Here is a 12751-nt window from a genome sequence, read left to right as displayed (position 1 = left end):
GACATTACCAGGCTTCAAATTGTAGAGAGCCCGACTAGAAATAGTCGGGCTTTTTTACGTCTGCAGAAAAGTGAAATACGCGCAATTAACATACACTCACACCAACACCCATCACGTAGGTCGGGCGAGCGTAGCAACTCCCGACGTTAAAAGTATAAAAAATCTCCTCTCGGTAATGAGTGCGTAGCATTTGCACTGTGGCTCTCCACCGCTGTGGGCACTACGACATCACCAGGCTTCAAATTGTAGAGAGCCCGACTAGAAATAGTCGGGCTTTTTTACGTCTTCAGAAAGTTAATTTAGACTCAGGACGCTAACTCTGTTCAATTACAGTCTACCCAACACGGTCAATAAGTGCCCTACTTTAGCATTTAAATTATAGAACTAAGTTTAAAGGTTTTAAAATAGCCCGTAGGCTTCAGTTTTTTCGCTTGCGTGCTCTTCTAATTGAGCAGGTTTAAATATTACGCTTGGATCAATTAATACACTGTGTTTTTCGGCGAGTTTGATTAGCCCACGCATCATATTTTTAGTTTGTGGATCTATATCAAAACCAATTTCAGTAAGCTTATCTAGTGGTTTTATGTCTTCTTTTTTATAGTCGATATTATCTTCGACCTTATCTACTAATAATCCAACATGCGGGTTTAAACCGTCCTTAGTGGTAAAAATGATTATAGGTTTATAGTCTAGGGTTATCTGTTCTTTGGCTGACTCAAACAAGCGCTCGAGCTGAATGAGGCTATTACGTTTAATTTTTTCGAGCAGAGCCGCTACTTGTTGATGATTTTTTTTGCTATGGGCTGTTATGGCTTCTTTTACTATCTCCAACAGTGTTTGAAAAGGCTCATCAAATCGAGACATGGTTAATTTTAAGTCTTCATTGTCGGTGCTAAATTCTTTGTAAAACAGAACAAAATCTTGCAGTTCTGTATCATTTTTTGAAAATGAAATCGAGCTGTTTAATAGGTTACATTCAAGCATGTTAAACCAGTTTATTTGTTTTTCTTGCCATGCTCTTAGCTGCTTTAGTGTTTGTGCATTACTTTGTTCAGTTGAGATATCATTCAAAATAATACCTAGGTCAAACACAGGGGTGGGTATATCCATATAATCTTTAACACCAATAAAGCTTTTATTATTGTTTGGTAAAGTTGTTAGATTATTGTCAAAGCGCTCTGTTAATAAAATATCGAGTATTTTAAGTGAAATTGTTTTGCAGCCCACTTTAAAGTTTATTAATTCCATGCCTTTGTCTTAATTTACCTATTAATGCTTTAAGGATAGAACAAATTGTATAAATAGCTTTAGGATGGATAAGATTTAATAGAGATAAGGTGACTAGGGGTTATTTTAAGGCACTAGTGAAGTTTTTTACGACACGTCTAAATTGATTTTCAAGCTCCTTTTTTCCTAATAAACCTAACTGTTGAATCACTTTTTCATCGCTTTCGTTTTGAAGCACTAACTTTATTAGAAGTTGTTTATCAGGCCCTGTTAATTGAGATATACAAGAAGGAGACTGACTTACTACCTGCCAAAGAGTCGCAGAGATACTAAATTGAGTATAATTACTTTTAATGAGTAATGCCAATCGTGCGCGAGTTTCGAGATTTATTAACTCATCGCTAAAACCTTCAATTAAAATACTCACAAGTTGCCAGCCTAGCGTTTTGAAGTGTGCTAAAAGTCCATAAAAAAAATCGTTTTTAAACTGCTTTTTTAACGGTTGGATAATTTCGATATTATTACTTAAGCATTTAACGACAAGTGCTGAATGTTCAGCGGTGCTTTTATCACGTTGGTAACCCAGCTTTACAGTATTAAAGCCTTGGTTTTGCCAAAAGTTAAGCAATTGTGCTGTTGCACCAAAGCTTGCACCAAACCAATGGCATTGGTCTTTTAGTTGTGACTCACAATAGCTAAGTAACTTTTTACCGAGTCCAATATTGTGTGAGCTTGGATCAATTGCTATTCGGACAACGCGAGCACTCAGCTGTGTTAAACAGTCACTATTAAAACTAAGTTGTGCGAGTGTTTGCGCCATCAAATGCCCTTGCGGACGGCGCTCTGCATTTATAACCTGTTGAGCAAGCTCTTCACTTAAACCACCTTCTATTGCAATTAAGCATACACCAACTAATTGACTATTAATTTGGCTAATAAATAGTCGTTGCGATGGCGCGTCTAGTAGTTGACGCAAATCGTTTACACTACTTTGATAATGGGCCAAGGCGAGTAGAGCAATAATGTTTTGTAGCAAAGGCTCATTATTTACAAGAGATTGTTGAGTAATTTCACGATGGACTAGCTGCCCTGATTGATCACCACCTAACTCTTCATATTGTGCATCGAGTGCAAATAAGGTGCGAGTATGTTGTTCAAGAGGATCGTATTTAGCAAAGCGTAATGGCTCATCAAGTATTATCACTTTAGAGGCTTTATAATGCGTTTTAACATAGTTACTAAAGCGAATAGTATAACCTCTGCCATTGCCTTCATATCCAACCAGAGTGCTAGCAAAGACTATACGAGGGTAATGAGCTAGCATTTTTAGCAATAACGGAACAGGGATTGCTGCAGCCTCATCAACGAGTAATAAATCACATTCAGGTAACATATTTAATAAGGCGTCAGGAGCAACATAGTGCAAATTGCCGAGTTGTTTATCTTCGATGTTGTATTGCAGGTCTAACTCTGCAGCTAAATGTTTAAAGCAGCTGTGCGTAGCTTTAAACTGAGTGCTACAAATAATTACCTTTTTATCAGTTAGTTTTGCCGTTGCTAAACCAAGTGCTGCCGACTTACCTCTGCCTCTATCAGCATTAATAAGTAAAGGCCTGTTGGCACGACCGTTAGCTACTTTTACTATTTGTTCAACGCAGTTTTGCTGTGGTAGATAATCAATTTTATTATGAGCTACATAGCAGGCGTTATGATTAGTATAGCCATTTTTTTCGCTAAAATGAAAAGCGGGTAGTTGTTTAATAATAGTCGCGAAACGTTGATTAAATAAACTGCAGTCAATGGTGTGACCATGTGATTGCACTGTGCTTAGAGCTGGGTCTTGCCAAGTAGCTAAGTTATTTAATTCGGGCAGTAATAAATAAAGTATACCGCCTGCTTTAACGGCGCCGGCAAGTGCTGCAAGCTTATCTGGGTGCAAACCACTAAAACCATCGTAAACGGCATGAGCAAATTCTTGCCCTAAAATTTGATGAGTACGGGTAGGCCAATATGAATTTTTAAGCACGCATTGCTTTGATATAACAAGCGTATTGTTATCATCTATTAATGAGTCAAGTAATTCATAACACCAAGCTGAGCTGCCAGTAATTAACACTAGCTGACGATGATGTGCGTCAGCTAGTTGTTGTTCTAGCTCATTTAGATGTGTTTTATACTGCTTGTAAGCGTGCATAGGCCGTTACTAACCATTTACTGCCAAGGTCGTCAAAGTTAACTTGTACGCGAGATTGCGCGCCACTGCCTTCGTAATTAAGCACTGTACCTATGCCAAATTTAGCATGCAGTACGCGTTGCCCTAAGTTAAAGCCACTGTCTTCAAACGCGGCATGGCTAACTGATGCGCTAAAGCGCCCCGCAGCAGGCGGGCGAGAAACCTGTGTTTTAATACGGATTTCTTCAACACAATCTTCAGGTATTTCGCGTAAAAAGCGTGATGGGCTATGGTATTTTTCTTGTCCGTATAAACGGCGGCTCTCAGCATGGCTAATATATAACTTATCCATTGCACGAGTCATACCTACATAACAAAGGCGGCGCTCTTCTTCTAAACGACCCGACTCTTCGTTACTTTGCTGAGAAGGAAACATGCCTTCTTCTACGCCCACCATAAACACGAGTGGGAATTCTAAACCTTTAGCTGAGTGAAGCGTCATCATTTGTACTGCGTCTTCGTGCTCTTCTGCTTGCCCTTCACCTGACTCAAGTGATGTATGGGCTAAAAAGCCTTGTAAAGGTGAGCTATATTCTTCGTCTTCAGGAAGTTCATACTGATCACATGCACTAATTAGCTCTTCTAAGTTTTCTACGCGAGCACGGCCTTTTTCACCTTTTTCTGCTTGGTACATTGCCATCAAGCCTGAGGTTTGAATTGTGTACTTAGCTTGCTCATGTAAAGTTAGATCGCTAATTTTATCTTCTATTTGTTCAACGAGCTCTACAAACTTACTTACTGCACCAGAAGCACGGCCAGATAAATGCTGTTGTTCTACAATTGCTTTTGCGGCATACCAAAGCGGTAACGATTCTGCTCGTGCACAGTCGCGTATATGGCTCAATGTTTTGTCGCCAATACCGCGTGCTGGCGTATTAATTACGCGCTCAAATGCGGCATCGTCTTGACGATTACCTACTAGGCGTAAGTACGACAGCGCATCTTTAATTTCTTGGCGCTCAAAGAATCGCATGCCCCCATAAATACGGTATTTTAAGCCTTCCTGAAGCATAGCTTCTTCGAGTACGCGTGATTGCGCGTTACTTCTGTATAAAATTGCCGCATCTTGAAGGGCATTACCCGCATTTAGCCAACTTCGTAATTTACTGCTTACAAAGCGTGCTTCGTCTAACTCATTAAATGCGGCATAAATAGAGATTGGCTCGCCATCGTTACCGTCGGTCCATAAGCTTTTACCCATACGCTCTGAGTTATTTTGAATTAATGCGTTAGACGCTTTCAAAATAGTCGCGGTTGAACGGTAGTTTTGTTCAAGACGAATGGTTTCTGCGCTAAAGTCAGTTAAAAAACGCTTAATATTTTCGATTTTAGCACCGCGCCAACCGTAAATACTTTGGTCATCGTCGCCTACAATCATGATGCTATTTGTATCGCCAGCAAGTAACTTTAACCATGCATATTGAATGGTATTTGTATCTTGGAATTCGTCTACGAGCATATGTGCAAAGCGCTGCTGGTAATGACGCAGTAACGTTGGGTTATTTTTTAACACTTCGTAGCTACGTAGTAATATTTCAGCAAAATCAACTAAGCCAGCTCTATCACAGGCTTCTTGGTAGGCGGCATAAACACGCAGCATCATTTGCTCGTTAATATCGTATGCTTGAATATCTTTAGGGCGAAGTGCTTCATCTTTTTTGGCGCTTATGTACCAGCCAAATTGTTTAGCAGGCCACTTTTTATCATCAATATTCATCGATTTTAATAAGCGCTTGATCATCCGAAGTTGATCGTCAGAGTCTAAAATTTGAAAGGCTTCAGGTAAATTAGCTTCACGGTGATGAGCACGTAAAATACGATGAGACAAACCATGGAACGTACCAATCCACATACCACCTACAGGGGCTTTTAGTGTTTCTTCAACGCGGCTGCGCATTTCTTTAGCTGCTTTATTAGTAAAGGTAACTGCAAAAATACTGTAAGCAGAGGCTTGCTCAACTTGCATAAGCCACGCAATACGATGAACTAATACTCGTGTTTTACCAGACCCAGCACCTGCTAATACCAGCATGTTTTGTAGTGGGGCTGCAACGGCATCGCGTTGTTTGTCATTTAAGCCATCGAGTAATTGTGAAACGTCCATCGTTACGCCTTTTTAATCAATATTGTGGGCAGTATAGCAGGTGTTTTTGTTAGGCTAAATAAAATACTGTTTTTATAAACAGCTATTTATAAAATAGCCTTAAAAACGAGTAACTTGCTAATTTTTTGAACAAACAAAAAGCGTAAATGCACAATAAAAACTGCTAATTTGACCTAAAGTTAGCAAAATTTACTAACTCTCTAAATCTAGGGTAATTTAACTATTTGATTTGTAAGCTTTAATAAATTGGCATAAAGTGTGTAAGTAAATAATTATAAAATCAAATAAATACAGAGGTTAGTATGGCAGATCAAGGTTCTGGCGGTAACGTAATCGCAGCATTATGTAATATATTTTTCCCTGGCTTAGGGCAGTTAGTGCAAGGGCGTATTTTAGCGGCTATATTTTTTGCACTCGCTATTATAATAAGTTATGCACTAATTTATGTGCTTGTAGGTTTTGTACTAGTGCCTATTATTTACTTATGGTCGATTATTGATGCCGCGCGTTATAGATCGCGAAGTTAACGGCTTTAAAGTTGAGTAAAGTAGCGCCCTTGTGGCGCTATTTTACTTTATATGTCCTGTGGTTTACGGGCGTTTACGTATATAATTACGCAATTAAAGATTTACAGGCAAACCCTATGGAATATCAATTTATTCGCGACCCTATTAGTGGGCTACGTATTAAAATAAGCAGTGAACACGCTATTATTGGTCGCTGGCTAAACGAAGAAATAGGCAAAGACAAAGTAGCTATGGTGCAAGCGCTTATTGCATCGGTAAGCTCAAGTTATGAGCCGCTAACGCTAAAAGGCCAAGAAATAGATTTAATCTTAACGAAAGACGAAGCATTATTTGAAGCCCATGCGCTTCATCAAGACAGCGAAGACCTAATAGCGTATCAAGATGACGATTTAGCGCTTGAAGAAAATGGTTTAAGTAGTGGTTGTGGCTTTGAAGATTTCATTGATTTAATTGATTCATGGCATGAGTTTACGACTGGTCGTTAAGTTATATTATCTATATTATTTTTATAAATTTATTTAGAGTAGAAAATTTAAAATGAAAAAAAAAGTTGAATTAAAAATTGTAAATCCTAAAGTCGGTACTGAAATTCCTATGCCAGAGTATGCTACAGATGGCTCTGCTGCTATAGATCTTAGGGCCTGTATTGATGATATATTACAAGTTTTACCGGGTGAGACGAAATTAATTCCTACTGGTATTGCTTTAAATATGCAGGATACTGGAATGGCTGCTACTATTTTGCCTCGCTCAGGTTTAGGTCATAAACATGGGATTGTACTGGGTAATTTAGTCGGATTAATCGATTCAGATTACCAAGGCGAGTTATTCATTTCAGTATGGAATAGAGGTAATGATGAATTCTCAATAAACTCTGGTGATAGAATTGCTCAATTGATGTTTATACCAGTACTTAAAGCTGATTTTGTACTTGTCGATGAGTTTGAAGCAACAGATCGTGGAACTGGTGGCTTTGGTCATACTGGCGTGAAGTAAACTTCTTAGGTGGCGTGTATATTCACGCCACATAGCAACTTAGTTAAAAGGATTTACTAAATGATTCGACATATTATTGCCGTAATTTCAGCACTCTTAATTTTGTTAATACTTTATATTCTCAATAAAAATATTGCTATTGGAGCTTTAGGAGGTATTGCAAGTCTTATAATTGTTGAAGTTTATTTTTTTATGAGAAAAAATGATCTCGATCTTACATTCCTTGGCCTGAAAAGATTATTTTATGTATTTAAAAAAAGAAAAATAATAAAAGAATCTATTAATTATGACTCATTGGCTGATTATGCCTTCTGGTTAAAAGAGGAGTTTGTTTTTCCTCTATCTTCCTTTAATAAAAAAATAGATAAAACTGTAATTCAAAAGCTTTCAAGTTTCGAAGCCGCCATATTTATTCTACTTGTTAATGACAATCAAAATTTTATAGATTGCAGCTACCTTACTTCAGAGGATTTTAAGGAACTTTTTACTAAAGCTCTACAAGAGTCGTTTTATAAAAGGCTAATTCTCAAAGAGTCTCTGTCGCAAATTATTAAGCCAGCTGATTTAGATAGGTTACTTTCCAAGTTTGAAGAACAACTAATAGTGGATAGCGGTTTAAGTAATGAAAATACTGATAATAACCTCTTCACTAATAAGGTTAGAGAGCTATGCGGTGAAGGGGGCGAAATAAAAATATCAATTTTCTCAACCACTTCGCAATTATCTCACGATATATTAAAAGATTTAAAAGCTTATCAAACAAGTACCACTAAAGTAGATATAGATTTCTATATTTGCAGTCCAAATGTTAAAACAGACTCAGCAATTTTGGAATTAATGAAAGAGTACGAAGTCCCCGTTGGTGCTTTACCATCTCAATTTGTAAAGGTTAGTAATAAAAAAGCACACGTAGAAATGGATATTATCCGTCGTGTATTTAGAGTGTTGCGTTCTTTTAAAGACATTAAAGATAACCAAGAGAGTTATTGTAAAACGTCGGTTTATTTATATAAAAAAAGCTACCCCGGGTGCAAAATTCGCCTTATAGAAAACAAATTTGTTGAATTACAACCAGGCCCATTAAAGTTTGCTAATAATTTATACCGCTTTTGTATTGCGAGCACCGATTCAGAAGTAATAAATACCCTTAGTGATGCTGTTAAAAACTTTAAAGGTGGTAATGAAGTTCAATGTATTGAATTATTAAAGCAGCCAATAGAGCAGCCAGAAAAGCAGGCATTATTAGAGTTAGCAGAATGGTTACTTTCAAGGGGCATAAAACCAGATGACTTACCTAAATATGCAACCGATATTCATGCATCTAGCAGTGATCAAGAAGCTCGAACTAGGCTAGAATTTTTACAAAAGAGAATAAGCTCTGCTTATAGGGCTATAAGTAATTTGAGCAATTCTACAAATGAAGAGCTTTATGCAGAAGAAAACTTTGAACAATTGAAGGGTACTGGTATTAGGGAGGTTGAAATAAACAATAAAATTAAACATATAACAGTCGCAGCTATTTTTACTAATAATAATAAAATCCTCCTAATCGAAAAAGCCAAAGAATTTTACCAAGGAAAGTATAGTCTTGTTGCAGGACATGTTGAGTATCAAGATAGTACGCCTGCTGATGCTGTTGAGAGAGAGGTTAATGAAGAGATAGGGTTGAGCATAAATAGCTTAAGTTATATTTTTCATATTGATGACTTAACAGACAAGTGTGGTCACGGTGGTGAGCTACATGATTGGCATGTTTTTAATTCTTATGAAATCATAGATGAGAATAGTTTAAAGCTTGGTGCCGAAGTTAAAAGTATTAAGTGGGTTTCTTTGAATGAACTTCAAACAATGAAAGAAGAATTAACTGATGGTGCTTGCAAGATTTTTAATGCCATGGGTTGGTTGAAATGAAAAGCGTTGTTATAAGACTAACCGGCGGCGGTGCTATTTCTGAGGCTAGTACCGAAATTGATGTGCCATGGTGGGGGTATAGAAATATGCATATCACTCCTGATATATTCAAAGATTTACCAGTGATTATTGCAAACAACCCATCAACAAAGTTCATATTCGTTTGCGGTGGCATAGGGGCTTTTCTTTTTACTGATTTAGTTAAAAACCTAGCTATGGATAGTTATGCAGATGAAGTTGGGAAAGGCATAATTTCGATATTAAATGGTATCGCAATATCATATTTAAACTCATTTTCTGTAAATGTCTATCCAAATGAAGTACCTGTCAATGAAGTAGAAAAATACTTATCTACAACTGATGCTAGTTGCTTTTTCATTAAGCCTGATTCAGGTTGTATTAGTAGTGATTCACTAGCTGCAGAAGCAGCTTTTTTGGCTAAAGCAGACCTTTTGTTATATGTAAAAAAAGGTGCTCCTCAATATCATGTTGGTTTCGATAAGCCAACGATCATTAACCGCTGGTCATTAGATGATATAGAGCTTAAATCTCTTACTTTGTATGAAGAGCAAGCTAAGCATTATGTGCTTGATTATCAGGCATGTTCAATACTCAAATCTAATACTAACGAAATTTATATTATCCCTCCCGAAATTATTAAAGAAATCAATACGAGCTCTTTTCCTGGCAGTAACTCAGAATTAGTAACAAGGGTGTATTAAATGGTATTAAGTTCCGAAAGCATAAAAAGACACCTAACTGAAGGTAAGCTTGTTATTGAGGGTTTTAAAGAAAGCTCATTCAGACCTGCGAGCTATTTACTGAGGCTAAGTGACCACATACTTTTAATGGAACAGCACGATAGAGAAATTGATACTAAATCTACAGATACGAAATCTTTTTTTAAAGCTATACAAATTCCAATTGAAGGGTATGTATTAAAACCAGGTGATTTTATATTGGGAGCTTCTGTTGAGTCTTTGAGTTTACCAAATTCTTTGTGCGGAGAGCTAAGTCAACTATCCTGTTACGCTAGAGTGGGTTTGAGCATTAACTTCAGCGCTAATTATGTTGCACCAACATTTGGTCACAATAACCCGTCATCTATAACCTTTGAGATAAAAAACGAATCTTGTAATGATATCCGTATATATTCTAGAGTGAATTTTTGCCATATACGCTTTATGCAAACTGACTTGGATGTTACAAGTTCATACAATGGAATATACAGTGGGCATAAAGAGGCAAAGGCAGCTGACTTTAGTACAAAGCCAGCGAAAGGTTAAATAATCTTACGATAGTCGGTAACACTTAGGTAATCGGCTATTTCGTTATGTGGTTGTTGGCTATCAGGGTTAGCAACTGCAAGTAAGTGCTCGATGCCGTATTCTCGTGCGGCATTTAAAACCGGCACACTGTCATCTACAAACAAAGTGCGCTGCTTATTAAACCCTAAGTCTTTTTGTACTTGGTGCCACAAACTTTGTTGCTCTTTACTTACTCCATATTCATGAGTAGAGACTACGCCATCTAGGTAGTTATCAATTGCGGTATGCTCAAATTTAAGCATGACACTCTCAGGGTGGGCGTTGGTAAGTAAAATTAACTCTTTGCCTGCTTTTTTAAGCTCAGTTAAAAAATGAGGCACGTCTTCGCGCATTTTAATTAAGTGCTGAGACTCTCGTTTAAGCTCCATTATAGGTAAGCTTAATTGCTCTTCCCAGTAATCTAAACAATACCACTGTATTTGACCACTCACAGCTTGATAGCGTTTTAAAATATCAGCTTTAGCTGCATCTAGGCTAATGCCTCTCGCTAATGCGTGCTGCGCAGGGATAACGTTAAGCCAAAAATGACTGTCGTAATGTAAATCGAGTAATGTTCCATCCATATCGAGCAAAACGGTATCGATTTTTGACCAATTTAACATAGGAATTTCAACTTATAAGGTTTATTATTGAACTAACTGCCATGATAGCAAATTAACGCCAATGACACATAAAAAGCACCCAACACCACCACAAATCCTTAGTAATAATGTGGTCGCTAAAAGTCGACTATTTACTGTGGAATCTTTAGAGCTCAAATTTTCTAATAACGAAGAGCGCCAGTATGAGCGAATTCGCGGCGGTGGCCGGGGAGCAGTGATGATTGTACCGTTAAGTGCAGACAATGAATTACTACTTGTACGTGAATACTGTGCGGGCACAAACGATTACCAGTTAGGTTTTCCTAAAGGCTTAATCGATCCAGGCGAAACGCCAGAGCAAGCGGCTAATAGAGAACTTAAAGAAGAAATTGGCTTTGGTGCTGAGTATTTTAAACCATTAAGAACAGTCACAATGGCGCCGAGTTATTTTAATGCCACTATGCATATTTTATTTGCCAAGCAATTATATCCGCAAACCCTTATTGGTGATGAGCCAGAGCCACTTGTTGTTGTTAAGTGGCCATTAACTCAGTGGCAGTCATTATTAGAGCAAGAAGATTTTACCGAAGCACGCAGTGTTGCAGCTTTGCTATTATTAGATAAATATTTAGCGTTTGGAGCTGCCGATGAATAAATTAATCGAACCGTGTATTGAATTAGCTGAGCGTGCTGGTGATGCAATTATGGCCATTTATAAAAAAGGCGATATTGGGCAACAAGAAAAGTCAGATAACACGCCAGTTACTAAAGCTGATTTAGCAGCAAACGATGTTCTAGTTGCTGGATTAAAAGCACTTGCGCCAGATATTCCCATTATGTCGGAAGAAACACCTATACCAGCACTCGCTGACAGACAAGACTGGCAGCGTTATTGGTTGCTCGATCCGATGGATGGAACAGGTGAGTTTATTTTAGAAAGTGGTGATTTTGCGGTAAATATTGCACTGATTGAGAATAATCACCCAGTGCTTGGCGTTATTCATTGGCCTGCCAAAGGAATTACTTATTTTGCGACTGCTAAAAATGGTGCCTTTAAACGTGAAAACTCAGTTGATAAGCAAATATCTGTAGCACCACCAGAGAGTTTAACGCTTGCAGTGAGTCGCCGCCAAAAGATAGAAGCAGTGAGTCAGTATTTAAATAGCCAATTTACAACGATTGCTGTTGGCTCTTGTTCTTTAAAAGCTTGTATCGTTGCAGAAGGTAAGGCTGACTGTTTTTTAAGAATTGGGCCAACGGGTGAGTGGGATACAGGTGCTTCGCAAGTTATTGTTGAAGAGGCGGGTGGTTGTATTACCGATGCAGAATTTAACCCTTTAACATACAACCAACGCGAGAGTACTGAAAACCCTGATTTTATAGTAATGGGTCATCCTGATTGGGAATGGCAAAAAATGATAAATCCACACCAAAGATTGAGCGTAGAATAGCACTTTGATTGCTTTTTGTTCACTTGAACAACATTAAGTAGTTTAGGTCTTGCATTATATGTTTATTCCTATATAGTAGCGCTCTCTTCAAGGCAGGCTCGTAAATATCACGAAAATGTTTTAAAGAAATTACAGGCGCGGGATGGAGCAGTCTGGTAGCTCGTCGGGCTCATAACCCGAAGGTCGTCGGTTCAAATCCGGCTCCCGCAACCAATATTTTTTATTGAAATTTGGTGCAATAGGTAGTTTTAAAAGGTCGTCGGTTCACTCTTCACCTTCACAACTCCCGCAACCAATTATTTATAAGATTTGGTTACTGTAATAACTCTAACTTAAGAGGTTAAATAAAGTAGTCGATAGACTTAAAATATACAGGCGCGGGATGGAGCAGTC

Annotated in this window: 12 protein-coding genes and 1 tRNA gene; 9 read left to right on the top strand and 4 right to left on the bottom strand. The window is 37.9% G+C overall.

Annotated features, from left to right (window positions below; translation table 11 throughout):
• Positions 1-399 precede the first annotated feature (399 nt).
• The 3 genes from CWB66_RS17965 to uvrD form a co-directional block, all read right to left on the bottom strand.
• Positions 400-1248 carry a chemotaxis protein gene (locus CWB66_RS17965; protein ID WP_138586436.1) on the bottom strand — a complete coding sequence of 283 codons (849 nt, stop codon included), beginning with the start codon at positions 1246-1248 and terminating at the stop codon, positions 400-402.
• Between the two features lie 100 nt (positions 1249-1348).
• On the bottom strand, positions 1349-3421 hold the full coding sequence (locus tag CWB66_RS17960) for a tRNA(Met) cytidine acetyltransferase TmcA domain-containing protein (RefSeq protein ID WP_138586435.1): 2073 nt from the start codon (positions 3419-3421) through the stop codon (positions 1349-1351).
• A complete protein-coding gene (uvrD, locus tag CWB66_RS17955; protein ID WP_008166456.1) occupies positions 3399-5564 on the bottom strand; it encodes a DNA helicase II in 2166 nt (721 codons plus the stop codon). Before uvrD ends, CWB66_RS17960 begins: the two co-directional genes overlap by 23 nt.
• A gap of 302 nt (positions 5565-5866) precedes the next feature.
• Here uvrD and CWB66_RS17950 point away from each other — a divergent pair, with 302 nt between their 5' ends.
• From CWB66_RS17950 to CWB66_RS17925, 6 genes are all read left to right on the top strand, one after another.
• Positions 5867-6091, top strand: a complete 225-nt coding sequence (locus CWB66_RS17950; RefSeq protein ID WP_002963009.1) for a hypothetical protein — start codon at positions 5867-5869, stop codon at positions 6089-6091.
• A gap of 116 nt (positions 6092-6207) precedes the next feature.
• A complete protein-coding gene (locus CWB66_RS17945) occupies positions 6208-6576 on the top strand; it encodes a YacL family protein (protein WP_096794153.1) in 369 nt (122 codons plus the stop codon).
• A 52-nt stretch (positions 6577-6628) separates the two neighbouring features.
• Entirely contained in the window at positions 6629-7087 is a 459-nt protein-coding gene (gene dut / locus CWB66_RS17940; protein ID WP_138586434.1) for a dUTP diphosphatase, read from the top strand.
• 60 nt (positions 7088-7147) lie between these two features.
• A complete protein-coding gene (locus tag CWB66_RS17935) occupies positions 7148-8998 on the top strand; it encodes an NUDIX hydrolase (protein ID WP_138586433.1) in 1851 nt (616 codons plus the stop codon).
• Complete coding sequence (locus CWB66_RS17930) at positions 8995-9720, top strand: hypothetical protein (RefSeq protein ID WP_138586432.1); 726 nt, start codon at positions 8995-8997, stop codon at positions 9718-9720. Before CWB66_RS17935 ends, CWB66_RS17930 begins: the two co-directional genes overlap by 4 nt.
• The gene (locus tag CWB66_RS17925; RefSeq protein ID WP_138586431.1) at positions 9721-10284 is read left to right on the top strand and encodes a dCTP deaminase; all 564 of its coding nucleotides are present in this window, start codon (positions 9721-9723) and stop codon (positions 10282-10284) included.
• Here the strand turns inward: CWB66_RS17925 and yrfG are convergent.
• Positions 10281-10928: a GMP/IMP nucleotidase gene (yrfG, locus tag CWB66_RS17920; protein WP_138586430.1), complete on the bottom strand. Its 648-nt coding sequence runs from the start codon at positions 10926-10928 to the stop codon at positions 10281-10283. The two genes, CWB66_RS17925 and yrfG, sit on opposite strands and share 4 nt — an antisense overlap.
• 61 nt (positions 10929-10989) lie before the next feature.
• Between yrfG and nudE the strand changes: the two genes are divergently transcribed.
• The 3 genes from nudE (at position 10990) to CWB66_RS17905 (ending at position 12571) form a co-directional block, all read left to right on the top strand.
• Entirely contained in the window at positions 10990-11562 is a 573-nt protein-coding gene (nudE, locus tag CWB66_RS17915; protein ID WP_138586429.1) for an ADP compounds hydrolase NudE, read from the top strand.
• Entirely contained in the window at positions 11555-12358 is an 804-nt protein-coding gene (gene cysQ, locus CWB66_RS17910; RefSeq protein ID WP_138586428.1) for a 3'(2'),5'-bisphosphate nucleotidase CysQ, read from the top strand. The genes nudE and cysQ overlap by 8 nt, the downstream gene beginning before the upstream one ends.
• A gap of 136 nt (positions 12359-12494) precedes the next feature.
• Positions 12495-12571: transfer RNA gene (locus tag CWB66_RS17905), tRNA-Met, on the top strand.
• Positions 12572-12751 lie beyond the last annotated feature (180 nt).

Source organism: Pseudoalteromonas sp. S558 (assembly GCF_005886635.1).
GTDB lineage: Bacteria > Pseudomonadota > Gammaproteobacteria > Enterobacterales > Alteromonadaceae > Pseudoalteromonas > Pseudoalteromonas aliena.
The sequence above is the reverse complement of the archived record's forward strand: the minus strand, read 5'-3'. Positions and strand labels throughout refer to the sequence as shown.

What these genes read in the sequence shown, in the direction of transcription:
- CWB66_RS17935 (WP_138586433.1), top strand. Translation starts at nt 7,148, where the DNA reads ATGATTCGACATATTATTGCCGTAATTTCAGCACTCTTAATTTTGTTA.
- CWB66_RS17965 (WP_138586436.1), bottom strand. Translation starts at nt 1,248, where the DNA reads ATGGAATTAATAAACTTTAAAGTGGGCTGCAAAACAATTTCACTTAAA.
- CWB66_RS17945 (WP_096794153.1), top strand. Translation starts at nt 6,208, where the DNA reads ATGGAATATCAATTTATTCGCGACCCTATTAGTGGGCTACGTATTAAA.
- cysQ (WP_138586428.1), top strand. Translation starts at nt 11,555, where the DNA reads ATGAATAAATTAATCGAACCGTGTATTGAATTAGCTGAGCGTGCTGGT.
- CWB66_RS17950 (WP_002963009.1), top strand. Translation starts at nt 5,867, where the DNA reads ATGGCAGATCAAGGTTCTGGCGGTAACGTAATCGCAGCATTATGTAAT.
- yrfG (WP_138586430.1), bottom strand. Translation starts at nt 10,928, where the DNA reads ATGTTAAATTGGTCAAAAATCGATACCGTTTTGCTCGATATGGATGGA.
- dut (WP_138586434.1), top strand. Translation starts at nt 6,629, where the DNA reads ATGAAAAAAAAAGTTGAATTAAAAATTGTAAATCCTAAAGTCGGTACT.
- CWB66_RS17925 (WP_138586431.1), top strand. Translation starts at nt 9,721, where the DNA reads ATGGTATTAAGTTCCGAAAGCATAAAAAGACACCTAACTGAAGGTAAG.
- uvrD (WP_008166456.1), bottom strand. Translation starts at nt 5,564, where the DNA reads ATGGACGTTTCACAATTACTCGATGGCTTAAATGACAAACAACGCGAT.
- CWB66_RS17960 (WP_138586435.1), bottom strand. Translation starts at nt 3,421, where the DNA reads ATGCACGCTTACAAGCAGTATAAAACACATCTAAATGAGCTAGAACAA.
- nudE (WP_138586429.1), top strand. Translation starts at nt 10,990, where the DNA reads ATGACACATAAAAAGCACCCAACACCACCACAAATCCTTAGTAATAAT.
- CWB66_RS17930 (WP_138586432.1), top strand. Translation starts at nt 8,995, where the DNA reads ATGAAAAGCGTTGTTATAAGACTAACCGGCGGCGGTGCTATTTCTGAG.